The organism is Paenibacillus sp. J2R1T-4 (assembly GCF_059692235.1).
Map to the genome: position 1 here is coordinate 69557 of NZ_JCAUBA010000002.1, position 24567 is coordinate 94123.

At 45.3% G+C, this 24567-nt stretch carries 30 protein-coding genes; 26 read left to right on the forward strand and 4 right to left on the reverse strand.

Features of this window, described 5'->3' with window-relative positions:
- Nucleotides 1-12: 12 nt before the first annotated feature.
- Nucleotides 13-1602: a phosphoglycerate dehydrogenase gene (serA, locus tag AC58QD_RS03855; RefSeq protein ID WP_497330222.1), complete on the reverse strand. Its 1590-nt coding sequence runs from the start codon at nucleotides 1600-1602 to the stop codon at nucleotides 13-15.
- Nucleotides 1603-2188: 586 nt separating this feature from the next.
- On the opposite strand from serA, the gene AC58QD_RS03860 reads away from it, so the two are divergent.
- A complete protein-coding gene (locus tag AC58QD_RS03860; RefSeq protein WP_497330224.1) occupies nucleotides 2189-2512 on the forward strand; it encodes a rhodanese-like domain-containing protein in 324 nt (107 codons plus the stop codon).
- Between the two features lie 63 nt (nucleotides 2513-2575).
- Here AC58QD_RS03860 and AC58QD_RS03865 read toward each other — a convergent pair whose 3' ends face one another.
- Nucleotides 2576-3499, reverse strand: a complete 924-nt coding sequence (locus tag AC58QD_RS03865) for a hypothetical protein (RefSeq protein WP_497330226.1) — start codon at nucleotides 3497-3499, stop codon at nucleotides 2576-2578.
- Between the two features lie 79 nt (nucleotides 3500-3578).
- Here AC58QD_RS03865 and AC58QD_RS03870 point away from each other — a divergent pair, with 79 nt between their 5' ends.
- Both AC58QD_RS03870 and AC58QD_RS03875 read left to right on the forward strand, forming a co-directional pair.
- Nucleotides 3579-4172 carry a CPBP family intramembrane glutamic endopeptidase gene (locus AC58QD_RS03870; RefSeq protein WP_497330228.1) on the forward strand — a complete coding sequence of 198 codons (594 nt, stop codon included), beginning with the start codon at nucleotides 3579-3581 and terminating at the stop codon, nucleotides 4170-4172.
- Nucleotides 4169-4384: a hypothetical protein gene (locus AC58QD_RS03875; protein ID WP_497330230.1), complete on the forward strand. Its 216-nt coding sequence runs from the start codon at nucleotides 4169-4171 to the stop codon at nucleotides 4382-4384. The genes AC58QD_RS03870 and AC58QD_RS03875 overlap by 4 nt, the downstream gene beginning before the upstream one ends.
- Before the next feature lie 54 nt (nucleotides 4385-4438).
- Here AC58QD_RS03875 and AC58QD_RS03880 read toward each other — a convergent pair whose 3' ends face one another.
- Nucleotides 4439-5275, reverse strand: coding sequence for a polysaccharide deacetylase family protein (locus AC58QD_RS03880; protein ID WP_497330232.1), 837 nt, complete (start codon nucleotides 5273-5275; stop codon nucleotides 4439-4441).
- Nucleotides 5276-5468: 193 nt separating this feature from the next.
- Between AC58QD_RS03880 and AC58QD_RS03885 the strand changes: the two genes are divergently transcribed.
- The 23 genes from AC58QD_RS03885 to AC58QD_RS03995 all read left to right on the forward strand — a co-directional run bounded on the left by AC58QD_RS03885 (nucleotide 5469) and on the right by AC58QD_RS03995 (nucleotide 23201).
- A complete protein-coding gene (locus AC58QD_RS03885) occupies nucleotides 5469-5801 on the forward strand; it encodes a hypothetical protein (RefSeq protein ID WP_497330234.1) in 333 nt (110 codons plus the stop codon).
- Nucleotides 5802-6041: 240 nt separating this feature from the next.
- The gene (locus AC58QD_RS03890; protein WP_497330237.1) at nucleotides 6042-6650 is read left to right on the forward strand and encodes a genetic competence negative regulator; all 609 of its coding nucleotides are present in this window, start codon (nucleotides 6042-6044) and stop codon (nucleotides 6648-6650) included.
- 122 nt (nucleotides 6651-6772) lie between these two features.
- Entirely contained in the window at nucleotides 6773-7468 is a 696-nt protein-coding gene (gene prsW, locus AC58QD_RS03895; protein ID WP_497330239.1) for a glutamic-type intramembrane protease PrsW, read from the forward strand.
- Between the two features lie 326 nt (nucleotides 7469-7794).
- Complete coding sequence (ypeB, locus tag AC58QD_RS03900) at nucleotides 7795-9150, forward strand: germination protein YpeB (protein WP_497330241.1); 1356 nt, start codon at nucleotides 7795-7797, stop codon at nucleotides 9148-9150.
- A 123-nt stretch (nucleotides 9151-9273) separates the two neighbouring features.
- Nucleotides 9274-9927, forward strand: a complete 654-nt coding sequence (locus AC58QD_RS03905) for a flagellar brake protein (protein ID WP_497330243.1) — start codon at nucleotides 9274-9276, stop codon at nucleotides 9925-9927.
- A 66-nt stretch (nucleotides 9928-9993) separates the two neighbouring features.
- Nucleotides 9994-10296: a hypothetical protein gene (locus tag AC58QD_RS03910; protein ID WP_497330245.1), complete on the forward strand. Its 303-nt coding sequence runs from the start codon at nucleotides 9994-9996 to the stop codon at nucleotides 10294-10296.
- Nucleotides 10297-10478: 182 nt separating this feature from the next.
- Nucleotides 10479-11159: a (d)CMP kinase gene (gene cmk / locus AC58QD_RS03915; RefSeq protein ID WP_497330247.1), complete on the forward strand. Its 681-nt coding sequence runs from the start codon at nucleotides 10479-10481 to the stop codon at nucleotides 11157-11159.
- 4 nt (nucleotides 11160-11163) lie between these two features.
- Nucleotides 11164-11748 carry a lysophospholipid acyltransferase family protein gene (locus AC58QD_RS03920; RefSeq protein WP_497330249.1) on the forward strand — a complete coding sequence of 195 codons (585 nt, stop codon included), beginning with the start codon at nucleotides 11164-11166 and terminating at the stop codon, nucleotides 11746-11748.
- A gap of 130 nt (nucleotides 11749-11878) precedes the next feature.
- Nucleotides 11879-13111, forward strand: a complete 1233-nt coding sequence (gene rpsA, locus AC58QD_RS03925) for a 30S ribosomal protein S1 (protein WP_497330251.1) — start codon at nucleotides 11879-11881, stop codon at nucleotides 13109-13111.
- 129 nt (nucleotides 13112-13240) lie between these two features.
- On the forward strand, nucleotides 13241-13897 hold the full coding sequence (locus AC58QD_RS03930) for a YphA family membrane protein (RefSeq protein ID WP_497330253.1): 657 nt from the start codon (nucleotides 13241-13243) through the stop codon (nucleotides 13895-13897).
- Between the two features lie 4 nt (nucleotides 13898-13901).
- Entirely contained in the window at nucleotides 13902-14816 is a 915-nt protein-coding gene (locus tag AC58QD_RS03935) for a YIEGIA family protein (RefSeq protein WP_497330255.1), read from the forward strand.
- Nucleotides 14813-14992: a capping complex subunit for YIEGIA gene (locus AC58QD_RS03940; RefSeq protein ID WP_497330257.1), complete on the forward strand. Its 180-nt coding sequence runs from the start codon at nucleotides 14813-14815 to the stop codon at nucleotides 14990-14992. Before AC58QD_RS03935 ends, AC58QD_RS03940 begins: the two co-directional genes overlap by 4 nt.
- Nucleotides 14993-15108: 116 nt before the next feature.
- Nucleotides 15109-16431: a ribosome biogenesis GTPase Der gene (gene der / locus AC58QD_RS03945; RefSeq protein WP_497330259.1), complete on the forward strand. Its 1323-nt coding sequence runs from the start codon at nucleotides 15109-15111 to the stop codon at nucleotides 16429-16431.
- Nucleotides 16432-16440: 9 nt separating this feature from the next.
- On the forward strand, nucleotides 16441-17064 hold the full coding sequence (gene plsY, locus AC58QD_RS03950) for a glycerol-3-phosphate 1-O-acyltransferase PlsY (RefSeq protein ID WP_497331379.1): 624 nt from the start codon (nucleotides 16441-16443) through the stop codon (nucleotides 17062-17064).
- A gap of 71 nt (nucleotides 17065-17135) precedes the next feature.
- Nucleotides 17136-18176, forward strand: coding sequence for an NAD(P)H-dependent glycerol-3-phosphate dehydrogenase (locus AC58QD_RS03955; RefSeq protein ID WP_497330261.1), 1041 nt, complete (start codon nucleotides 17136-17138; stop codon nucleotides 18174-18176).
- A 77-nt stretch (nucleotides 18177-18253) separates the two neighbouring features.
- Nucleotides 18254-18535 carry a stage VI sporulation protein F gene (locus tag AC58QD_RS03960; protein WP_497330263.1) on the forward strand — a complete coding sequence of 94 codons (282 nt, stop codon included), beginning with the start codon at nucleotides 18254-18256 and terminating at the stop codon, nucleotides 18533-18535.
- Nucleotides 18536-18714: 179 nt separating this feature from the next.
- The gene (locus tag AC58QD_RS03965) at nucleotides 18715-18894 is read left to right on the forward strand and encodes a DUF2768 family protein (RefSeq protein ID WP_497330265.1); all 180 of its coding nucleotides are present in this window, start codon (nucleotides 18715-18717) and stop codon (nucleotides 18892-18894) included.
- Nucleotides 18895-18944: 50 nt separating this feature from the next.
- Nucleotides 18945-19238 (forward strand): 2Fe-2S iron-sulfur cluster-binding protein, encoded by a 294-nt coding sequence (locus AC58QD_RS03970; protein WP_497330267.1) that lies wholly within the window; start codon nucleotides 18945-18947, stop codon nucleotides 19236-19238.
- Nucleotides 19239-19242: 4 nt separating this feature from the next.
- Complete coding sequence (locus AC58QD_RS03975; protein ID WP_497330269.1) at nucleotides 19243-19842, forward strand: nucleotidyltransferase family protein; 600 nt, start codon at nucleotides 19243-19245, stop codon at nucleotides 19840-19842.
- Nucleotides 19839-20180, forward strand: coding sequence for a 2Fe-2S iron-sulfur cluster-binding protein (locus AC58QD_RS03980; RefSeq protein WP_497330271.1), 342 nt, complete (start codon nucleotides 19839-19841; stop codon nucleotides 20178-20180). Before AC58QD_RS03975 ends, AC58QD_RS03980 begins: the two co-directional genes overlap by 4 nt.
- Entirely contained in the window at nucleotides 20174-20908 is a 735-nt protein-coding gene (locus AC58QD_RS03985) for a YphF family lipoprotein (RefSeq protein WP_497330273.1), read from the forward strand. Before AC58QD_RS03980 ends, AC58QD_RS03985 begins: the two co-directional genes overlap by 7 nt.
- Before the next feature lie 313 nt (nucleotides 20909-21221).
- Nucleotides 21222-22700, forward strand: coding sequence for a stage IV sporulation protein A (gene spoIVA, locus AC58QD_RS03990; RefSeq protein WP_497331381.1), 1479 nt, complete (start codon nucleotides 21222-21224; stop codon nucleotides 22698-22700).
- Between the two features lie 222 nt (nucleotides 22701-22922).
- The gene (locus tag AC58QD_RS03995) at nucleotides 22923-23201 is read left to right on the forward strand and encodes an HU family DNA-binding protein (RefSeq protein ID WP_497330275.1); all 279 of its coding nucleotides are present in this window, start codon (nucleotides 22923-22925) and stop codon (nucleotides 23199-23201) included.
- A gap of 75 nt (nucleotides 23202-23276) precedes the next feature.
- Here the strand turns inward: AC58QD_RS03995 and AC58QD_RS04000 are convergent, their stop codons facing one another.
- Nucleotides 23277-24506: an ROK family transcriptional regulator gene (locus AC58QD_RS04000; protein WP_497330277.1), complete on the reverse strand. Its 1230-nt coding sequence runs from the start codon at nucleotides 24504-24506 to the stop codon at nucleotides 23277-23279.
- Nucleotides 24507-24567 lie beyond the last annotated feature (61 nt).

Here is a 24567-nt window from a genome sequence, read left to right on the forward strand (position 1 = left end):
AATCGTGAAACATTATAGCAGGATTTCCCGAACACGTTTGAGTTCAGGGAGCTTGGCAAGCTCATCCAGGACGTGCTTCGGAGTTTGCTTATCAACGGTTAACAGCATAACGGCTGATCCGCCAATATCTGTACGCCCCACCTGCATTGTAGCAATATTGACATCGTTATTACCAAGCAGAGTACCTACCTTACCGATAATACCTGGCTTATCATAGTGCGAGATGAGTAGAATATTCCCTACAGGAGCGATGTCAACCGGATATGGACCGAAACGAACAATTCGTTCGCCGAAACCAGCCAAAAGGGTACCGGATAGCCATCTTTCCTCTTGTTTCGTCTTGAGTGTGATCGTAACCAGATTAGTAAATGTTTGTGAAGAGGTGGATTTCTCGATCACCACATTCACATCCCGTTGCTTAGCAAGGTGAGTAGCATTGACGATATTTACTTGCTCCTTACCCAAATGATGGGAAAGTACTCCTTTCAACACATACCTAGTCAGAGGGTTTGTGTCGAATTCTGCGAGATCACCGGAATAGTTGATCTTGATTTCCTGAACAGCACCTTCCGTAATCTGAGCAAGGGAGTTACCCAGCTTCTCGCACAGGCTGAAGTAAGGTTGAATCTTGTTCAATACTTCTGCTGGTACTGGAGGCATATTGACGGCATTCTTAAACGGATTATCACGCAAAATGTTCAACACTTGCTCAGAGACGTCAATAGCTACGTTCTCTTGGGCTTCGATTGTAGAAGCGCCCAGATGCGGTGTTACTACAATCTTGGGATGCTTCAAGAAAGGATGATCCGCTCTTGGCGGCTCTTCTTCGAATACGTCAAAGGCTGCTCCTGCTACGATGCCTTCATCAATGGCTTCCACAAGCGCCAACTCATCGATAATCCCGCCGCGTGCGCAGTTCACAATACGCATGCCGCGTTTCATCACTTCAAACTGTGCTTTGGAGATCATATGGCGTGTCTCGGGTGTTAGCGGGGTGTGCACGGTCATGAAATCCGCATTGCGGATGATCTCATCGACGCTGGCAAGCTTGATTCCCATCTTTGTTGCCCGGTCTTCACTCATGAATGGATCGTAGCCAAGAATAGTCATTCCGAAAGCTATCGCACGTTTTGCTACCTCTGTGCCAATTCGCCCAAGTCCGAGAACGCCTAGTGTCTTATTGCGCAACTCAACGCCGACGAAGGATTTGCGGTCCCAAGTGCCATCCACAGTTTTACGATAGGCTTGCGGGATGTGGCGAGCTAGTGCCATCATCATTGCAAATGTGTGCTCACAGGTTGTGATCGTGTTCCCGTCAGGAGCATTAATAACTACGATTCCGCAAGTGGTAGCAGCTTCAAGATCGATATTGTCCACACCTACACCAGCGCGTCCGATTACTTTCAAGTTAGTGCCAGCTTCCATGATTCGTTTCGTTACCTTCGTCTGACTGCGGACTAACAGGCCATCATAATTGGCAATGATGGCGACAAGCTCATCCTCAGATAAATTCGTTTGCTTGTCGACAATGATGTCCTGCGCATCGGTCAATTGCTGAAGTCCGAGATCGCTGATTGGATCAGATACTAATACTTTGTACATGGTAAGAGCCTCCCTTATAGTGTATAGCATGGTTCAAATAAGCGAATCTATAACAAAAAAACTCTCGAACTCTACACGACGCTATGACGTGTAGAAGGGACGAGAGTTTGTGATCGCGGTGCCACCCTAATTTTGCCGAATACTTGCGTATACAGCCTTATTGGTCATAATATGACCAGGAGAGGTAACGGTCTCAGACCGACTACGTTTAATCCATTCATCGGACAATGGGGTTCACGTGTAGCTCAGGAGTGGAACGATCTAAGTTTGCTTGCCGGTTCGCAGCAACCACCGGTTTTCTGAAAGCAAGGGATTAGACGATTCTCCGTCGATGCCAATTACAATGTTTGTTTGCTTGTTTCCTAATTTAACATGAGTCTTAAGGGGTGTCAATCATTTAAAGACACATTAATGACAATGAAAACGATGCCTTCCTTTAAAGAGTCAAATTATAGACACAATTGTGGACGAGGAAGGTTTAGCACCTGGGCAGGGTTAGAAGTTGATCTTGAACAAGCTAATTATTTTGGTTATTGTTCTAAGTAAAGACAAATCTTAAGTTTTTATTAAAGGAGAAACTTTCCCAATGAGTTATACGTATATTCATCCTAAGACGTTCGCAGAGAAGCTGGTCGATTGGTCGGAAGCAGATGGAGTCATTATTGATGTCCGGGAAAGCTATGAATGGGATTACTATCACTTGGAGCAAAGCCAGTTAATTCCTATGAATACGATCCCTTATAAGCTGGAGGAGCTTCCTCAAGATACTCCGTTATATATTATTTGCGCGCATGGGGTTCGAAGCGAGACGGTTAGTCATTACCTGACTGAGCAAGGCTTTGATAAGGTGATTAATGTATCAGGCGGGATGGCTGCTGTCGCTGAGTTGCGCGGTTTTGCTTACGATTGATGTGTCTGCTAACGAACAACAGTCTGAACAAGCCGAAGCCTGTGCAGACTGTATAGTAGTTGATTATTGCTGTGAAAAGAAGGGGAGCTGCGGTAACGTTTCGTTTGCGAAGTATTTTTGCTTCCGCTGAGTGAAGTCGCCTTGGCGGATTGCACTGGTCCCGATCAAGGTATCGACTATAGCCGGTATGTCGTTAAGGTTCATCTTTTTCGCTTGACCTGAAGCAATCATCTCTTCAATTCTTACTGTAATGTCTTGCGGATATACAGCAGTGAACCACTTTCCATTCAACACGATATTGGCAGCAGCATTGTTCTTGACAATTAAGCTCATCTGGGACCACTCGGTTACCGTGATAGGCGATTTGCTTAGCAGCGGTAGCCCCCTGATCTGTTGGTCAATGGTTTCGTTCCATTTGGTCATGGCTGCATAATATTGCTGCTGCCCTTGCAGGGAGAATCGTTTGGCCTCTGTCAGAAAAGCGTCTTTGTCCAACTCGGTCAACAGCACGCTTACGTGCATTCCATTGGCGGAGCTCTGATACTTCTTAAGGGTGTCCGCGAACAATTGTAAGCTCTTCATATAATTTTGTTGAGCTTCAACTAATAATGGAGAGGTAACTGGCATGGCAATAACCGAAGCGTCTGCGACTTTCTTCAAGGCTAATCGGCTCAAATCTTTCATCACATCAGCCGGATCGATCGATGCAGCGCCTTGGTCCAATTGTTTCAATTGCTCGAACCATTTCAGTTGAAATTCCCTATATGGCGAGAGAATGCTATGATAGAAGGATACCAGATGTTGCTGATCGTAAGCTCCGGGTTTCCGAGCAGCTTCTTCCTGATTTTTCATAATGACAGCATATTTGGCATCTGATTTCTCTCTACCGATCTTGACCCCATAGAAAAACGCTCCAGCTATGCAGACCAACATAAAAACAATAACTAATGAAAACAAATAATCCGCGCGGTTGAGTCGCTTTTCCATTATTTAGCTCCTTGTCCAGTGTCGTAAACTAGTATAGGGGATAATTGCTGAAATGTGAACCGTGGAAACCAGGAGATGCATGAAAAAAATAAATTTCAAGAATATTAAGTTCCGAATGGTTCAGCCTTCCGAGCTGACAGATCGACTGTTACTGCTCAACTTATACATTACGCAAGCCCTTACCCTTATTGTCGGCATTTTGATCCTTTTATTTCAGTCCAGAAATCCATTTCATTTGTTCGTTTTGCCGCAAGGGTATTCTTATATATGGTGGGGACTCGGTTTTACTGCAATAGTGCTTATCGTTGATCTGCTTGTGTCAAGTGTAGTACCTGAGGAATTGACCGATGATGGTGGAATTAATCAGATGCTGTTCGCGAACAGACCGCTTTGGCATATCGCCGTGTTGTCTGCAGTTGTTGCGATTTGTGAAGAAGTATTGTTCCGGGGAGCGATCCAGCATGCATTCGGTCCTTATTGGACAAGTATTTTGTTCGCTGCCATTCACATTCGTTATTTGCGTCACTGGCTTATGACAGGGCTGGTGTTTAGTATTAGTTATGGCCTTGGTTGGATATATATTCAGACTAATACACTATGGACACCGATACTTGCCCACTTTATGATAGATTTTGTAATGGGGTGTATTATTCGATACGGGAGGAAAGCATGATGCGAGGGGACGTCAAACATACTGTGTTGGGCTCGATGGAGCGTCCGGATCCAATGATGAAAGATGAACGGCATCTACCGCCGCGAAAGGTCATTCACCCTAATGATCCTTCAAAGTGGAGCCGATGGTTTCATTTCAGCCTGGTGCTGTTGCTGTGTATATTAATTGCCGGCATGGTATTCTGGTACAAAGTATATATCATAGAACCATAATCATTATGAAATGAAAACCGTCCAGACCGATAGTGGCTCTGAACGGTTTATTTGTTATTCAACCTGGATAGTTAGGGGATCAACAAAGGAATACCCTTTTTGTTCAAGCTGAGTAAGCAGATTATCGAGTGCTTCGGCTGTCCAGGGTAATTCGTGCATCAGGATGTTGCTGCCATAATGGAGTTGTTCGAGAACGCGCTTAATTACAGCCTCAGGGTTTTGATATTTCTCTAACCAATCCTCTGAGCCGTTGGACCATGTCATATACAACAATTTTTGTTCAGCTGCTTGTCTCTTAACCTCATCTCCTCCAGAACCAAAAGGAGGCCGGAAAAACCGGGGCTCTTCTCCAATAGTCTCTTTGACAATTACCTGCACATCTTTAATTTGCTTTGCAATCTTCTCGGGCTTTTCCAACTTCAGGTCGATATGATCCCAGGAGTGATTGCCGATAACTTGACCTTTACTGTGGATCAATTTCAATAATTCCGGCTTCTGCTTCACTCGAAACCCATTGACGAAAAAGATCGCTTTAGCATGGTGCTTCTCCAGTGCAGCTAAGAGTTGTTGGTTAAGCTTCAAATCCTTCGGACCATCATCGAATGTAAGTAATACTACTTTATCTTTTTCGTTCGGATCAATGGGGACTACGTCATAATTTTTGTTTATTCTATATTTGATTGATGGGAGTGGAGAAGGTGTTGGTGTTTCAGGCTCAGAAACAGGAGGAGATACGGCGGGAAGTTCGGGTGAGGCAATTATGTTCTTTGGTGTGTTAGACGGCACTATTGTACCGCCAACGGGCTTGTAGGATATGGAGCAAGCTACGGTAAGACAAGTCCCAATACTAATCGTCACGATGGTTATCATCCATTTTTTATAGCACTTCATTAGGCTCTCTCCTGATGGGGTTGGATTTGAAGTTCATGCATCTTGTATACTCTATTTCTTACCCAATCTTGAAGCATATGATGCAACTGTTTATGTCTGCTTGTCATTTCCTGTTTTTTTCAGGCATGGACATGCAATGAAGAGTGAACAATATAAGATGATTCGAAACCCTTAGAGAATGGAGGAGTTCAATATGAGAATAGGCACACTCTTGTTTGGTGGGCTCATTGGGGCGGGTGCTGTTATATACTGGAATCGCAGAGGAAAGCATGCAGCGATGTCGGCGGTATCCACTCAAACAGGAAATATGATGAATCGGATGATGAACAGAGGGAGCAAAATGGACAGGCATGCGGATAAAGCAGCTTCCAAAGTTACAAATCACACCCAGAATGATTCAATGTTTGGTCTTAACAAGGTCGAAGAGATTGTGAACAAAGACCCGGAACTTAAACGCCATGTTGATGAAATTATCCACAGCCAGCATAACTCGTCGCATAAAGAGGTACCAGTCATAACTCAATAAAATGATGCTTATGAAGAATCCGACTTCTCTTTTAGAGAGAACCGGATTTTTTTTGCAACTACACATTTCTTAAGTTGCTCCTACATAAATATGATCTGACTTTATTATGCCGGAACTTTTTTTCGTGCATTGAGTATAAAAAAATGATAACATAAATTATACAAGCCTGATCATTCGTTCACCATTCTTTCTAAGAATTCATAATCTGTTAATATCAGATATGGAAAGGGAGGTCCTGTCATGAAGATCGAACGATTGAGCGTGGATAAGATAAGGATTTTCCTTACATTTGACGACCTGAAGGAACGTGGCATTCAGAAGGAAGATATGTGGCGAGAAATTCCCAAAGTGCATGAACTATTCAGCGAAATGATGGAACAAGCCTATACAGAGCTTGGATTCGATGCAACTGGACCTCTTGCTGTTGAGGTGTTTGCATTGCCAGCGCAAGGAATGGTCGTAATTGTAACACGCGGGAAGGTGCATGTCGGAGCAGACGGCGAAGTTCTGGATGAGGAAGAAGCCGATGATGTGTATGAAATGGAAGTAACGTTGGAACAAAGCGATATAGTTACCTTCGCCTTTCAAGACTTCGAGCATTTGTTGCGTGCTGCCAAGGTAATTTCTGGAATAGGTTTAGATATCGGAAGCTTATATTCCTATAAGAATAGATGGATTTTACACATAGATCCGTCAGAATTGGAAGAAGCGAAGTTCCATGCCTTGATTGCTATTCTTTCGGAATTTGGGGAAGCCACCTCAGTTACGTCTGCTGTCCTTATGGAATACGGCAAATCCATTATTCAAGAGTCCGCGATTCGAGTATTGTGCGAGCATTTCAAATCATGATGTCTATAACCAATGGCTTGATCTGATCTAGCATCTCCAAAAACAATTCGTTTTTGAGGGTGCTTTTCGTATGTCTTCGTGATTGTATTTATACATCCTGCACCAAAAGGAGGGAACCGACTATGGAGTGGTGGTCGATAATTACCGCAGCAATCGCGCCTGGAGTAGCGCTTTTGGTCTATTTCTATCTGAAGGACTTATACGACGCAGAGCCAATCTCTATGGTAGCACGCGTGTTCTTATATGGCGTTCTTATCGTGTTTCCTACAATGGTAGTGCAGAGGGCTTTAGTGCTTGGATTAGGCGAGAATAACCTGCTGTTTGCCTTTGGGATAACAGGTTTTGTTGAAGAGTTTGTCAAATGGTTCGTGCTGTATTTTGCTATGCTGAAGCATACCGCCTTTGATGAGCCTTACGATGGTATCGTATATGCCGTAAGTATTTCTATGGGGTTTGCTACCCTGGAAAATGTCATTTATGCTCTTTTCAATCATTTCACTTTGTCTGCGCTAATGTTCCGCGCCTTTTTGCCTGTTTCCGGACATGCTTTGTTTGGGGTCATGATGGGTTATTATATGGGCAAGGCCAAGTTCGGGACTCCTTCTGAGAAGAATAAGCTTTTGTTATTCTCTTTGCTGGTTCCTGTGTTCTGGCACGGATTGTTTGATTTTATTTTGCTGCAAGTGACGAACAATTGGATTTGGTTCATGGTGCCACTTATGGTGTACTTATGGTTGCGCAGCTTATCGAAGGTTCAACGGGCTAACGCCAGGTCGCCATTTCGTCTTGTGCGAAGGGAAGAAGAGATTAAAAGCTGAATAATTCGTCCATAATGGGTATATATTCCTTAATTGGGGGGAGCCCATGGTTGTAAGTGATCGAATCAAGGTAAGAATCAGATGCAGGCAATGCGGGGAAAAGTTCATACTGCGCGGCAGACGAGAGAAAGACAAGATTGAGACGGGTTTCAAAATGTGTTTGTGCAATAACCAGGATGATTTCGAAATGGATTTGGAAGCGTAGGAGATTCTCCCTTATGGAGAATCTTCTTTTTGTTGTAATCCACCGAGTAAATAAAATGTATAATCATCCTGCCCTAAGCGAAAACTATTAACAGTTTTGGTGGATGAAAGGGGCGAAAGGGATGTACAGAAGACTTAGCGGCATCATGTTCCCGGTCGTGACATTATTGTTAGCGGGAGCAGTGTTATGGGGTTATCAAGTGAATCAGGAGAAAAATTCAATATTGTTGAAAGCTGAAAACCAGTATCAACGCGCATTTCATGACTTGTCCTACCATGTGGACCAACTGCAGAATGAATTAGGGAGCGCGCTTGCGATTAATTCCACCTCTCACGCTTCCCAGCGAAAAGGTCTGGTCAACGTATGGAGGCTAACAAGTGAAGCCCGCAATGAGATTAATCAGCTTCCACTTACATTGTTGCCCTTTAACAAGACGGAAGAATTTCTAAGCAATATTGCCAGCTTCTCTTATAGGGTTTCTGTAAGGGATTTGACTAAAGAGCCTATGACTCCAGATGAAATGCAATCGATGAATGCTTTGTTTGAGCGTTCCAAAGAAATCTCAACTGAGCTGAGAGATGTACAGTCCAAGGTTATCGCCAACAATCTAAGGTGGATGGACGTTGAAGTAGCATTAGCCTCGGAAGAGAAGCAGCTGGATAATACAATCATAGACGGCTTCCAGACAGTGGATAAAAAAGTTAGTGAGTATGAGGATCTGAACTGGGGACCTTCAATGGTCGGAATATTCGAGAAGCGTTCATATCAGGCGCTAGCAGGCGCTGATGTATCCATTGACGAGATCAAGCAAAAGGCAGCCAAGTTTCTAGGGATTTCTGACCCAGCTACGATTCAAGTGGTTGAGAACGGGAATGGCAACGAGTATAGTTCCTTTAGCGTGACGGCGAAAAAGCCTGACACCCAAGAGGATGTTTCCATTGATTACACCAAGAAGGGCGGGGCTATGATATGGTTCATGAACCCTAGGACAATCAATGAGAAAAATATCGACATCAACAAAACAAGGGAAGTCGCTCAGCAGTTTCTAGAAGCGAATGAATACACATCGATGGTTCCGATCAGTTACGATGAGTATCAGAACGTAGCCAGTCTGACTTTTGCCCGTCAGCATGACAATATTATTTACTATCCGGAGAAGGTATCCGTCATGGTCGCGCTTGATAATGGTGAGATAACGGGACTTCAAGCATCCGACTATTTGTTTGAGCATAAGAACAGGGAACTGAAGACCCCGGCGATGACGATCGAGCAGTCCAAAAAATCATTGAATCCATCGTTGCAAGTAACAGACGAAAAAATCGCGCTTATCAAGAACGATCTCGATAAGGAAGTGCTGTGTTATCAATTTACCGGATCGATTAACGGAGCGGATTACAGAATTTTCCTTAATGCGGATTCAGGCAATGAGGAGAAGGTCGAACGGCTTAAAGCAGCTGATGCAGATGTAAGCTCATAAAGGTGAGGAATGGGGAGCGGCGAAGATGCCGTTCCTCTTTTATTTGTACTGTTCGTAAGTGAAAAGGACGTGGTATAATCAGGAATATTGAGTTCAGCAATTATATCAAGGGGTGGACCAGCTGTGCTTCCAAAAGTGAATAGTGTGCTTTATCTGCAAGTCAACTCCATTGATGAGGATGAAGCCAAGCAAGAATACAAAGCAAGAATAGCAGATGTGAATCTTAATTACATCTCGATGGAAGTTCCCATTCATACCAAAACCGGTAAACTGAAGAGATTGTATGCGGGAGATCAAGTTTCTGCGTATTTCGTGACTGAAGGAGGTGTGAAGAATTACTTCAACACCGTAATTCTTGGATTCAAAGAAGAAGTGTTGCGTCTTGTGCTTATTAAGCCGCCTGAGCCGAGCCAGATCACACAGGTACAGCGAAGGAATTTCTTGCGTGTCCCAGGTGAATTGGAATTAGCAGTTAAACTATCGGAACAGATGCAGTTTTTGGCCACAACAGAAGATGTAGGCGGCGGTGGTATTTCATTTTTTTGTGACGGGCGTATCCCTCTTGCCAAGCATGACATTCTGAGTTGCTGGTTGTTGACCCCCTATAAGAGTGGCCAAGTCGATCACGCTAATTTCAAAGGCGAGGTAGTTCGGACCAAATTATTGGAAACAGGCAAACAGATCGTTATGTTATCTTTCACAGAAATACAGGATGTTGAACGTCAGAAAATCATTAGATATTGCTTTGAAAGGCAGCTCGACTTCCGAAAACGTTGATGAATAGAGCTTCATGCGCATGGGCAAACTTAATGGATACAACTTCCAGATAGGTGAGCGACAGCGATGAGCACTAGATTCTCGAATGCAACAGGTACAGAAGACGGAATCGACGGAATGAATGTAAAAGCGGAATGGAACGGTTGGAATGAATCCGATGAGGAATCAGACCAGTACGATCAGCTCTTCATCAGTTGGTCCAACAGATGGGAGCGGGTGATTCGCATCCTGATCGTTACGTTTCTATTAATTCTTTTGCTTTCCCAGGTTTTGCTTCAATGGCCCTTTTTTCGCAAATCGGTTGTTAAAGTGGAGCGATTGGAAGGAGAACCTTATGTTCAGACATTTGATTCTCAGTCAAACCGATAGCTTTTGCAACCAAAAAGGTTTCATGGTATCATTTCAAAGCAGGCTTGCCTGCTTTTTTGATGCCTTTAGACGTATGGAACTTGGCTATGAAGTACAGCTATGAAATGCAATTGTTTCATAAATGCCAGGTTTATGCTTATGAAGTGTATATGTTTCACAAATGATTAAGGAGGAGTAATCGTTTGGACAAGTTTAATATCGCCATTGACGGTCCTGCAAGCGCAGGTAAGAGTACCGCTGCCCGGTTCGTTGCACAACAACTTGGCTTCGTGTATGTGGATACAGGTGCAATGTACAGAGCAGTGACCTGGAAGTCCTTGTCAAAAGGTCTTGGTGCAGAACGGGCGGACGAAATTGTCCGGATGGCAAATGCTATGAAGCTGGAGCTGTTACCAGGCGATAACGGACAAGTTGTATTGGTTGACGGTAAAGATGTAACAGAAGAGATTCGAAACGCACAAGTTACAGCGAACGTGTCCGCTATCTCTCAAATACCCGACATTCGTGAATTGCTCGTAAAGATGCAACAGCAAATGGCTCAAGCCAAGGGTGTAGTGATGGATGGACGTGATATTGGAACGCATGTACTTCCTAATGCGGAAGTCAAAATATACTTAACCGCCAGTGTCAAGGAAAGAGCCGCGCGTCGTTTTGAAGAGATCAAGCATAAGCAGCCTGAATTGACTCTCGAGCAATTGGAATACGAAATATCCGAGCGTGACAGGATGGACCAGGAGCGTGAAGTATCACCTCTAAGACGGGCCAAAGATGCGATTCTGTTGGATGCAACTGAGCTGTCCATTCAGCAAGTATGTGAGCGCATACTAGAAATTTCGCGAGCCTCAGCTGGGAAAGGGGCGTAGTGCAATGCTTTATATTTTGTTCAGGCAATTGTTTCGAATTTTGTTCAGCCTATTTTTCCGTCTGGAAGCCCATGGTAAAGAGAACATTCCAACTTCCGGAGGAGTTGTGCTGTGCTCGAATCACATCAGTCTCATGGATCCGCCTCTAGTTGGAACTCCCTTGAGGCGCAAGGTTCATTACATGGCCAAAGAAGAGCTCTTCCGCATACCTGTATTAGGTTGGTTAATCACGCAATTTGGAGCTTTCCCAGTGAAACGCGGCGGGGTAAGTAAAGAGTCGATTCGCCTCGCCACACAACTGTTAAAAGACCAAAACATGCTTGGTATATTCCCGGAAGGAACACGCAGCAATTCGGGCGGGATGGGCAAAAAGGGTGCGGCAAGCCTTGCTTTCAAAGCAAATGCAACCGTGATACCTGTGGCAATCGTAGGTTCTTATAAGTGGTTTCGCAAAATGCATATTTACTATGGGCCACCTGTTGATTTATCTGCATACAAAGATAATCCTTCATCCGAATCTTTGGAACAGGCAACCGAGCGGATCATGGAAGAAATTCGCAGTATGATTGCAAGGAACAGTGTGAAGTGAAACCTGTATAAACCGATACTTGTTACGAATCGAACATTGATTCAAGCGTATGGAAATGGTATCTTGGAATTATACTAACTAATATGTCTATGGATAATCAGATGGTTGTCTGTTGAGGAGGTTCTTACAAATGTCAGAAGAAACAAACGTACAACAACCTGGAGCGGTGCAAGAAGTTGAGGATAATACGACTCCTGATTTTGCAAACGTAGCATCTGTTAAGAAGGGTGACGTTGTCAAAGGTAAAATTGTAAAGATTGAGGACAATCAAGCGATTGTCGATATCGGTTATAAATATGACGGCGTTATTCCAGTGAAGGAATTGTCATCGATTCAGTTAGAGAATGCAGCATCCGCTGTCCAAGTAGGACAAGATGTAGAGTTGAAAGTAATGGATCTGAATGATGATAAGGAGCGCTTGGTTCTTTCTAAGCGTGCTGTTGATAGCGAGAAAGCATGGGACGAGTTGCAAGGTAAGCTTGACAGCGGAGAGATCTTGGAAGCGGAAGTAGCTGAGGTTGTAAAAGGCGGGCTTGTGGTTGATGTTGGGGTGCGCGGTTTTATTCCTGCTTCCATGGTAGAGCGCCATTTTGTTGAAGATTTCTCGGATTACAAGGGGCGCACTTTGAAATTGAAGGTCAAAGAAATTGATCGTGAGAAGAACAAAGTGGTTTTATCTCAAAAAGACGTTCTGGATCAAGAATTCGAAGTGAATAAGCAGCAGATTATGGCGGGCCTTTCTGTAGGTCAACAAATTGAAGGAACCGTTCAGCGTTTAACACAGTTCGGTGCATTTATCGATATTGGCGGGATAGACGGGTTGGTCCATATTTCCGAGATGGCTTGGCATCATGTGCAGCAGCCTTCCGAAGTTGTCCAAGAAGGCGACAAAGTTACTGTCCAAGTATTGAAGGTAGATACGGCCAATGATCGAATCAGCCTAAGTATTCGCGCGGCTCAACCAGGTCCATGGCAAGCGGCTGCGGGACAATTCGAAGCCAACCAAATCGTAACAGGTACAGTGAAACGTTTGGTTGCTTTTGGAGCATTTGTTGAAATTGCTCCAGGTGTTGAAGGACTTGTACACATCTCCCAAATCGCGCACCGCCATATCGGTACTCCGCATGAGGTGCTTAAGGAAGGTCAAGAAGTGCAAGTGAAGGTATTGGAATTCAATGCCGATGAGAAGCGTGTAAGCCTAAGCATTAAGGAAACCGAAGAGGCTCCTGCCCAAGCTCCACGTCCAGAGAAACGTTCTGAGAAAGTACCGCAAATTCAGAATGATAACGTATCAATGTCGAATCAGTCCATGAGCACAACACTCGGTGAGCTGTTCGGTGACAAGTTGAAGAAATTTAAATAAGCAAGATTCATGTTACGACGGCAACTTCCAATGGGGGTTGCCGTTTCGATTTCTTCTTCCGCCTTGGTGACTAAAACTGGTTAGAATCAGCAATACTAGGCGTAGCAGGAAATGTGCAGGTGAAGAAAAATGAATCCAGGTTATTTAAGCTTGATCCTTATGTGTTTGACTGTTATTTTACTAGCGAGCGGTTGGAAAGAGGTGCTCTTGCCGGGGATAGCCGATCGCAATATAGTAGTTTTCATTGTCTGTTGGATTGCATTAAGTCGAACTCATGTCCCTTTGCCAGGATCCGTTTCGATTGAGATTAGTTTGATTGTACTTCCCTTGACATGGCTTGTATTGAGGGCTGTTGTAAAAAAATGCACGTGGCTAGCGGTTCTTAACTTTATTTCAGTTGGACTTTTTTTAGCGGCTTTGTATTATTTGCTCTGTTACTTCGCTCAAGCAGATCCGTTGTTTTTCCCATATGATTCACCATCCATCGCAGCCGCCTTCTTAGGGTTAGTTACTATCCTGATCGTCCGAAATGCCAATGATCCATTAGGTGTGTTAACTTTTGCACTGCTTGCTGGGGCAGCCTTGTACACAGCTGTTATTTATCCAAACCTTTCTTCAAACAGCTATACTTTTGGCGACAGATCGTTTCAGGATCAGTGGTGGGCAGCTGTGGTCTCGGCTCGATTGGCTTCGTTGTGTGTACAGACGATATGGTCTTTCGGGACGAGTACTCTGAGAGGCTGGGTTAGCCGAATTACGGGAAGCAATGACGAGAGAAAGGAGTGAATGGATGATGCAAACGCTCTATGCAGAAAGGTACACATTGGGGATTGTGATTGGAGTCTTATTCGGTCTGATCACTCGTCTATCACTTCTTCAAACCGACTATAGACAATACCCTACATATCCGCATGGGCGAATCATTCATATTTCATTGGGTTTCATCGCTGCTGGTCTTGGAGCGGTCGCCGTTCCTTCCCTTTTTGACAAAAATTATACGGCCATTACCTTCTTATCCCTTGCTGCCCAACAATTCCGGGATGTTCGTAACATGGAACGGAATACGCTCAGCAAAATTGATGAGATGGAGCTTGTGCCGAGAGGCAGCACCTATATTGAGGGAACAGCGATGGTGTTCGAGGGCAGAAACTATATGGTTATATTCTCTGCTTTCATGTCTTCCTTGTTCACCATTCTATTCGGTTGGATGTGGGGTGCAGTCGCAGGGGTGATCGCCATGCTGATCGCTCGGATTTTCAAATCAGGCAAATCGATCTCTACCGCTGCAACTGTAGAAATTGCTGAGGTGGTGGTGAAAGGACCCGATCTCTATGTGGGGGATATTTATATAATGAATGTTGGATTGGAACAAAATCAGGCCATCATCTCGAAACATGGAATGGGTCTAATTCTGACTCCCCGCAACCGTAACTGCCGGATTACTCTAGCTAACTTAGGGCAGCGTCAAGCGATGCTGCATGATCTGTCCACAATCCTTGGAGTGTATCGCGACTCAGGAGAACCTTCCCTGATTCCGCTTGGCAAGTTGGACATGAATGATGGCCGTCTGGCGCTTCTGATCCTTCCTCAGGAGCGCAACCCGCATTTAGCCAAGCAAGTGCTTGAACGAGTTCCTTTGCTTGAGAGTGCCGTAAGAATGCCCTCAGAAGCGAAGGCAAGTATGAGGAAGGTGGATTCAGGATGAGTGGAATTATGGCCATCATTACGTTGCATCGCGAGCTGGTTGCAGGCGGAGCTCCCATCTTTGTGGTGAGCGACGCAGCAGAACAACAACGTATGGCTTTCTTGTTGGAGAAAATATTAGACGGGTCTGCACATGATTTGAAAAATGGGAATTTAATTATAGTAAAGCATCATTAAGGCTTGGAAGAACCGAATAAACACGGATAACTGAGGGAAAAGGATTAGCCAATTGTCTTCTTTTTTGCTATGATGTTAAGCGGTGAGAAATCGAAAGTATGGGAGTTGAGCGTCAAATGGCAAGACCTATCGTCGCCATTGTGGGCCGCCCGAATGTTGGGAAGTCGACGATATTTAATCGAATAGTCGGTGACCGACTGGCCATTGTTGAAGATAAGCCTGGTATTACTCGAGATCGTTTATACGGAATTGGGGAATGGATGGGCACTTCCTTCAGTATTATAGATACAGGCGGTATTGAAATCGACGGAGAAGACGAGATTCTTAAATCTGTTCGCATGCAGGCAGAGCTGGCTATTGAAGAAGCAGATGCGATCATCTTTATGGTGGACGCGAAGGACGGAGTTACAGCAGCGGATGATGAAGTAGCGAAGATGCTGTATCGGGCGAAGAAACCGATAGTGCTTGCGGTTAATAAGGTTGATAATTTGAAGCGGCAAGAGGACATCTATGAATTTTACTCCCTTGGCTTCGGAGACCCTATCAGTATATCTGGATCGCACGGTATTGGTATTGGTGATTTGCTAGAGCTGGTTGTTAGCAAGCTCCCTGACAAGCAAGAAGAAGAGTACGGTGAGGATACGATCAAAGTAGCATTAATAGGCCGTCCGAATGTAGGGAAATCTTCGCTCGTAAATGCTATATTGGGTGAAGAACGTGTCATAGTAAGCGAAATTGCGGGTACGACACGAGACGCTATTGATACTCCGTTTGTAGTGGACGATCAGAAGTTCGTTCTGATTGATACTGCAGGAATGCGTAAGCGCGGCAAGGTGTACGAAACAACAGAGAAGTACAGTGTCATGCGAGCGATGAAAGCGATTGAACGGGCAGACGTGGTACTCGTCGTTATTAACGGTGAAGAAGGCATTATTGAGCAGGACAAGCATATTGCTGGATACGCCCATGAAGCGGGAAAAGCAGCTGTATTCGTGGTGAATAAGTGGGATGTTGTAGAGAAGAACGACAAGACCATGCAGCAATTCACGCAGAAGATTCGCGACCATTTCTTGTTCATGTCTTATGCTCCGATCATATTCGTCTCAGCTAAGACGAAGCAAAGGCTGCAGCGTCTTCTACCACAAGTGGTCGAAGTTGGCGAGGCTCATGCTATGCGTGTGCAAACCCACCTATTGAACGATGTTATTGCGGATGCAATAGCGATTAACCCGCCTCCAACTGACAAGGGCCGCAGATTGCGTCTTAACTATGTCACTCAGGTTTCGGTTAAACCGCCAACAATTGTGTTCTTCGTTAATGATCCTGAGCTTATGCATTTCTCCTATGAGCGCTATTTGGAGAATAAGATTCGTGCTGCCTTTAGCTTTGCCGGAACTCCGCTGCGATTGTTCACACGAAGGAAATCTGATGATGAATAGGGGAGAGAGATTGTGCATTTGGCACTGTCTATATTAATTGGATATTTACTAGGATCGATCAGCTTCAGTTTCTTATACGGCAAGCTGGCTAAAGGAATCGATATTCGCAAGCACGGCAGCGGGAATGCAGGGGCAACGAATACATTGCGTGTCCTTGGCGTCGGGCCAGGTATTCTCGTCCTTCTGCTGGATGCAGCAAAGGGAGTAGTCGCTGTATGGATTGCCGGGGCGCTCGGCGGGGATAACTTATGGGTGCCTGTTCTAGCAGGACTAGCTGCGATTGTAGGTCATAACTGGCCTGTATTTTTCAATTTCAAAGGAGGCAAAGGGATCGCTACCACGGTTGGTGTTGCTGCTACCCTTTGCTTTCTTCCTGTCTTATACGCGGGTATTATTGCTATCATTTGTATTGCCTTAACTCGTTATGTTTCATTAGGTTCACTTGTGTTGACAGGGCTACTGCCTATTCTCTTGATCGTGATGAACAGACCTTATGAAGTTATATGGGCTAGTCTTTTGATCGCTTTGTTTGCCTTTATCCGTCATCGTTCGAATATTGTGAAACTGATTCAAGGTAAAGAGAATAAACTGGGCGCCAAAAAAGACCGCTCACAAACACATATGACCAAGTAAACTCCGCATTTTGCTTATAGTTTAGCTTTCGAAGTGCATTTGCTCCGCAAATGCTTGAGGAGGAATCATTCATGAACAATCGGCGAGTAGCTGTTCTGGTAGCAGGAAGCTGGGGTACTGCGCTTGCATCAGTGTTAGCAGACAACGGGATTGACGTGCGGATCTGGACCAGGAATGCTGTTCAGGCGCAAGAGATCAATTCGGAGCATACGAATCGGAAATATACGAAGGATGTTGTGCTGTCGGGTCGTATTCAAGCTACGACAAACGTGGAGGAAGCACTCTCCGGTGCGGATGCCGTGCTGTTCGCGGCGACTTCCTCGAGTATGAGGGAAGTGGCCAGAATGGCCAGTCCATATATTCCTAAGCTGGCAACTATTATTCATGCAACCAAAGGGTTTGAAGCTCAGTCTTTGAAGCGTATGACGGATGTCCTTGCTGAAGAGCTTCCTCAGATCGATCCCAAGTGTATCGTTGTGTTATCGGGGCCAAGCCACGCGGAGGAAGTGATCCGACGTTGTCCGACGACTATTGTCGTCGCTGCTGGGAATCAGGAGGCAGCTGAACACGCTCAGGATTTGTTCATTAATTCTTACTTTCGTGTATATACGAACCCTGATGTTACAGGGGTAGAAGTAGCAGGAGCGCTTAAGAATATTATCGCGCTTGGAGCTGGATTGTCAGATGGTTTGGGCTTTGGAGATAATGCCAAGGCAGCACTCCTAACTAGAGGGCTGGCCGAAATATCAAGACTTGGCATTACGATGGGGGCTAACCCGCTGACGTTCTCTGGTTTATCTGGCGTTGGTGATTTAGTAGTTACTTGTACAAGTCAGCACAGCCGGAATTGGCGGGCAGGCTATATGCTTGGACAAGGCAAGGAGCTTCAAGAGGTGTTGGATACGATGGGGATGGTCGTTGAAGGTGTCAAGACAACTCAAGCGGCATATGCCTTATCCGAATCTTATGAAGTGGATATGCCCATTACCGAACAGCTGTATAAAGTCCTTTTCGAGTCCAAGTCTCCACAATCCGCCGTCGAAGATTTGATGGGAAGAGATCGGACCCATGAGATGGAGCAGGCCATTATCGACCCGCAGAAATTTATATAAGCTCGCAGGACAGAAGCCTATACATACTATGCAAGACCCTCATACAATACCGTAAGTAAGGTTGGAGGAGGGTTGGAATGAGCGGCAAAGATATGTCGAAAGACGTACTTAATTCGATCAAGAAAAGAACAGGCAAAAATGTGAGTGAAAAAGATATACAGAAGCTTGCGAGCGGCGTGAAGCCTTCCACCGTGCAAAGCGAAAGGCAGCTTAGACAGTTGATCAAGCAAGTGTCCGGTATGGTCAACATTCCAGTATCGGAAACGACGATTAATGAAATCGTGCATGCGGTGCAAAAAAGCGGCGTCAATCCGAACAGCATGGAATCGTTAATGAAACTAATGATGGGGAAAAAATAATAGATAATCAGGCATAAGCGCATGTTCCCCTGCTGCTTATGCTTTTTTGTTGCGAACTTTTGACACTTTTTCCTGTCGTTTCACAAACGAAACAAGGAATGTTATAATCAGCCTTAGGTTTTCTTAGACGACGGATCGATATGATAACCGAATACTTGGTAAGTCGGGTGATTAATAAAATGGATAGTATGACTAAAATGTGGGCTTCTTTCATGGGGATGGGACTAATGATTGCTGCTTCCTTTCTGATCACGTTTGCCCGCGTCAAGCTTAAAGGTTTTTTTCGGGTAGTCGTTTCCATTGTGGCCTTCCTGCTGCTGCTTATTTCTATCGTGTACATGCTATTATCTATCTTATAACGGAGAATTCCACAGAGAAGAACTAACATAACCACCGGGGGGGACCATAAATGTTGGAGCTAAAAGGACGGTCTAAGGTGGCAACCGTACAACCAGAGAAAGGCCTGACCATTCTAGACCATGCGTTGAAGCATAATGTTGACTGGGGTTTCTCCTGCACAAGAGGAACCTGTGCCCGATGCCGCTGCTTCGTGTCAGCTGGCGCAGAAGCTCTCAGTGAACCTAATGAGGCGGAATATAGCCGATTGGAGCCGGAAGAAATCGAACAAGGATACCGCTTGGGATGTCAAGCGGAGGTAAGACGAGACGGAGACATATCCGTGTCGTTGAAGACCTATTTCTAATCCCATGCTGTTCATTGAGCGAATTCAACCAACCGTACAGCTTATTCACGAGACGTTAGCGAAGGTGCCATGCAGTTGGCTTGTTGGCGGAAGCACAGGCTTGCTTTGGCAAGGAGTACAGCTTGAAGCCGAACCTCGTGACCTTGATATCTATGCAGATCGTACACGAATCAGTGTGATTCACGATGCTTTACAACTTTTTTCAACAGACACACCTGTTGACAGCGAGACTGGTATTTACCGCTCCTTATTAAGTCATTACACTATATGCGGAACTCCTGTTGAGCTTGTAGGTAGTCTTATAGTGGACCGCGGCACAGCTGTTTATGAAGTAGAAGTGACTCATTTTATGTCAGATTATGCTCAAGCGGTTCAGATCAATGGACTGGTGGTGCGCATCATGCCCTTAATCCATGAGCTTGTATTTAATGTGCTCCGTGATCGGCCGGACCGATATATCGCGATTGCGGATGTAATAAGTAAAGATGTCTACACCCATATCCCGGTTTGGCGCCAACTGCTTAAGCGCAATCAAATTGGAGAGCCTTATCTGGGCACCATCCAGACTATTTTGCCAGAGCTCGTTCGGGAGGGAGGAGCATGATAGTGGAGATTACGTTTCTGCCGAACAACAAGAAGATTGCTGTTAGACCTGGTACAACGATATTGGATGCTGCTGGAAAAGCACGTATACAGATTCGTTCACGATGTGGCGGGAATGCTTCATGTTTAATGTGCAAAGTTACGGTACAACCGTCTGCTAACCTCCAACCGATGACTGAGAATGAAGCGCGCAAACTAGGGGATTTGGCTTCCGACAATATTCGACTCGCCTGTCAAGCGCGTGTTACTGGTGAGTTAACGGTTGAAGTGCCAGAGGATCCGCTTCGTGCTGCGGTTCGAGCGCAATTGGCCAAACAGCAGGAGGATGATTTATGGTAAAGGTAAAAAAACGCAGCATTCGATTGGTTGTGCTTCTCGGTTGCCTGGCAACCTTTTTGACCGGATGCTTGTACCCCGATGAGATGAAAAGTGATAGCCAAGCGTCCATAAGAGAAAGCATATTGCTTGTTCAGAATGCTGTAGACACCTATAAGCAGCGAACGGGCGTGCTTCCTATTAAGAATTTTGATCATAATACCCCGTTATATGAGAAATACGTGCTTGATATGAGGAAGCTGAAGGAAGGACAATACATCACTCAACTGCCAGGTGTCGCATATGAGAATGGTGGAAACTTCATCTTTGTGCTCGTTAATCCGGATGTCAAACCAGAGGTTCGATTGATTGACCTTTTGACATATCAACAGATAGGAGATATTCAGAAGCAAGTCGACACCTTTAAAGCATCCAACCAAGGACTGCTGCCGTTAGGGGCTGAGGTAGCTCCTCATTTCTATCAGCTAGACTTTGGCAAATTAGGAATGAAGCAAGCGCAGGCAGAGAGCCGCTACTCACGTCAATATTTAAGTTTTGCAATCCATGAGTCTGGGCAGGTTCTGATTGATTATGCGCCCGATATTATGAAGTTTATTACAGACAAGGGGCTTTCCTCTACGTTGGATTCTAGTACGGACCTAAGGACGATTTTAGTAAAAGAAGCCCCTTTTGTGCCGGCCAAATCTTTTCCCTATTACTGGAAAAGCGGACAGCCTGTTCTCTCCGAATAGCTCCTGAATGAATCATTAGACCCTTCAGCCAGATGGCGTGAAGGGTTTATTTGGTATTTTCGAATATAAGGACTCGTCAATACATATATTGGTGCAGTGTAGCACGCGTTGAAAAGGGGTGGTAACACAGCACTCCAAATTACTAGAGAAAAAAATAGTAGCTATACTGTCATATTTTTGAGCCTCGTACATATATTTTTTACTAGTCTGAAAGCATGTACGAGTTTTGTCGCATACGAGGCCTGCCATCGCAGCATCCGTCATAAGTATCGCGGCACTTGCTTCATTCATCATCCTGTTGGGAGGGATTAAATTGGAGAAAGTGGATATTTTCAAGGACATCGCAGAACGCACTGGCGGAGATATTTACCTGGGGGTTGTTGGCGCGGTCCGTACAGGCAAATCGACGTTTATTAAACGTTTCATGGAGACGCTGGTGCTGCCGAACATTCAGAACGAAGCAGAGCGGGTCAGGGCAACGGATGAGTTGCCGCAAAGCGCTGCAGGCAAGACGATTATGACAACCGAACCGAAATTCGTGCCAAACAATGCTGTGAAGCTTCAAGTGGCCGAAGGATTAAATGTAAACATAAGGGTTGTGGATTGTGTCGGGTATGCTGTGGAAGGGGCCAAGGGCTACGAGGATGACAATGGCCCGCGGATGATCAACACTCCATGGTTCGATGAACCGATTCCATTCCAGGAAGCTGCTGAAATCGGGACACGCAAGGTGATTCAAGAGCATTCCACGCTTGGAGTAGTCATTACCACGGACGGTTCCATTGCTGAGATTCCAAGATCATCCTATGTGGATGCAGAGGAAAGGGTCATCAATGAACTTAAAGAAGTCGGGAAGCCTTTCATTCTGATTGTGAACTCGACCCGGCCGACTAGTGTGGAAACCCTGGAGCTCCGTAACCAGCTTAATGCGAAATATGACATTCCCGTCATGGCACTTAGTGTAGCCAATATGAACGAGGACGATATCCTTCAAGTCATGCGTGAGGTGCTGTACGAATTCCCTGTTCACGAAGTGAACGTCAACCTGCCTAGCTGGGTTATGGTGCTGGATGAGAAGCACTGGCTGCGTTCCTACTTTGAAAGCTCTGTACGTGATACAGTCAAGGATATTCGCCGCCTGCGAGACGTGGATCGGGTCGTCAGTCATTTCGATACGTACGACTTCATCGAGCGCGCAGCGCTAGCTGGAATGGACATGGGTCAAGGAGTCGCTGAGATTGACTTGTACGCTCCTGATGAATTGTATGATCAGATTCTGGTGGAAGTAGTAGGGGTTGAAATTCGCGGTAAGGATCACCTGTTGCAGCTCATGCAGGAATTCACCCATGCGAAGCGAGAATATGATCGATTCGCAGAATCGCTCGAGATGGTGAAGACGACCGGTTATGGAATTGCCCCGCCGAGTCTCGAGGACATGTCTCTGGATGAACCTGAGCTAATCCGACAAGGCTCCAGATTCGGTGTGAGATTGAAGGCTACAGCGCCTTCCATTCATATGATTCGAGTCGATGTTGAATCTGAGTTCGCGCCAATCATTGGTACGGAGAAGCAGAGTGAAGAGCTGGTTCGTTACTTGATGCAGGATTTTGAAGAAAATCCGCTCAAGATATGGGAATCCGATATTTTCGGACGCTCCCTGCATTCCATTGTACGAGAAGGAATTCAGGGCAAGTTGGCCATGATGCCGGACAATGCGCGCTATAAGCTTCAAGAGACGCTTGGGCGTATCATTAACGAAGGTTCAGGCGGGCTAATCGCAATTATTCTATAAGTAATGAGGGCACTCTGGGGAGTGCTCTTTTTTCTGGTTGTTTTAGGTATAAAGTCCGCTTGTAATTGAGATGTCTTTGCTTTAAGATTAATGTTGGTCGTATTTTTATTTCATTGGGTATTACGAGTACAGGTCGTTTTACACCACCATGTATAAATTCTGCAAAAACGGTGAACACAGAAGAATAAAGGAATTATCACTCATGGGGGGGAGGTGAAAGGCATGAATAAATCCGAATTGATCGCAAAAGTGTCAGAGTCGACAGATCTTTCAAAGAAAGATGTGACGAAGGCAGTTGATGCCGTATTCGAGGCAATCACTGAGGCAATGCAATCCGGCGATAAAGTCCAATTAGTTGGATTCGGTAACTTCGAAGTTCGCGAGCGTTCCGCTCGTAAAGGTCGTAACCCGCAAACTGGTGAAGAAATTGAAATCGCAGCAAGCAAAGTGCCTGCATTCAAACCAGGAAAATCGTTGCGTGACGTATGCGCCGCTCAATAGATTTAATCCGAACATAAGAAGTCATGCACATACTTATAAAAACGCTCTGGCTATAATTAATAGCTGGAGCGTTTTTCAATTTGCAGAATGGTAAGGTTGAGGTGAGAAAAGAGTGGAAAGGACAATGGTTACAGCGCCAATGGCTGTTGCCAACTCACCCAAGGGGGATACCTCGATGCTCAACTGGTCAAGAGTGGATTCAAGCGCTCGGCTATGAACAGCTAGATGGACGGATTCCAATAGAAACTCAGCAGACTGCGCGACACCGCCTCCGAGAATTATTTTTTGCGGATTCAGTGTATGGATCAGATTGGTCAGACTAATGCCCAGAAGTTGGCCTGTTTGACGGAATGTTTCTCGTGCGGCAGTGTCTCCTTGAAGGGCGGCTTCATAGACCATTTCACCCGTAATATGATCAAGAACTCCATTCACCATCCCCTCCACGAGGCTTGAACCGCCCATGGCAATATGCTTCCGAATTCGGTCTGCAATGGCAGGACCAGATACTAATGTCTGAAGGCAGCCATAATTGCCGCAGCTGCATCTTGGCCCGTTAAGGTCAACGGTTGTGTGACCAATCTCACCGGCAGAGAAACGGTTTCCTCGATATAAGCTGCCTTGCAGGACGATTCCAGCACCAACACCCTCACCGATATTGACACAAATGAAATGTTGGAGCTGCTGACCGCCGCCGAACCATAACTCTCCTAATGCCATGGCTGCAGCATCATTTTCCACATAAACGGGAATCTCAGTTGACTGTTCCAGATAAGCCCGGATCGATACATTACGCAGTCCTAAGTTGGGTGCGAACAAGGAGATCCCCTCGACTGGATTGACCATCCCGTGCATGGCGACGCCAATCCCAAGAATGGACGACTTCTTAAGCTTGCAAACCTCCATGAGCCGGTATACGGTTTCGTTCAATAGCTGAAGCAAAGATTCGCTGCTCAGCCTAGCGGGCATGGACTTCTTCTCCTGATGGATGAGATTCGCATTGAGATCAGAGACGACAGATTTGACTGTTGTTACTCCAACGTCGATCCCGATGCAATAATAAGCAGTTGCATTGATCATAAGCGGGATTGGTTTGCGTCCGCCACTGGAAGCCCCGATCTCCCCTTCAATAACAAAGTTCTCTGCAATTAGTTCGCTAACTATATGAGTTACTGTTGGTGGCGTTAGGGAAGTGCGCTTGGCAATTTCGGCACGAGAGATAGGGCCGTCTTCACGAATTTTGTTTAACACAATAGAGCGGTTCAACGATTTCATCCATTGGAAATTACCGGTTATCGGGGGATTCATAAGCACACTCCTTTTCATAGAGATATTCCTGTCCATCCTATACTTAATTAGAATAACGAAA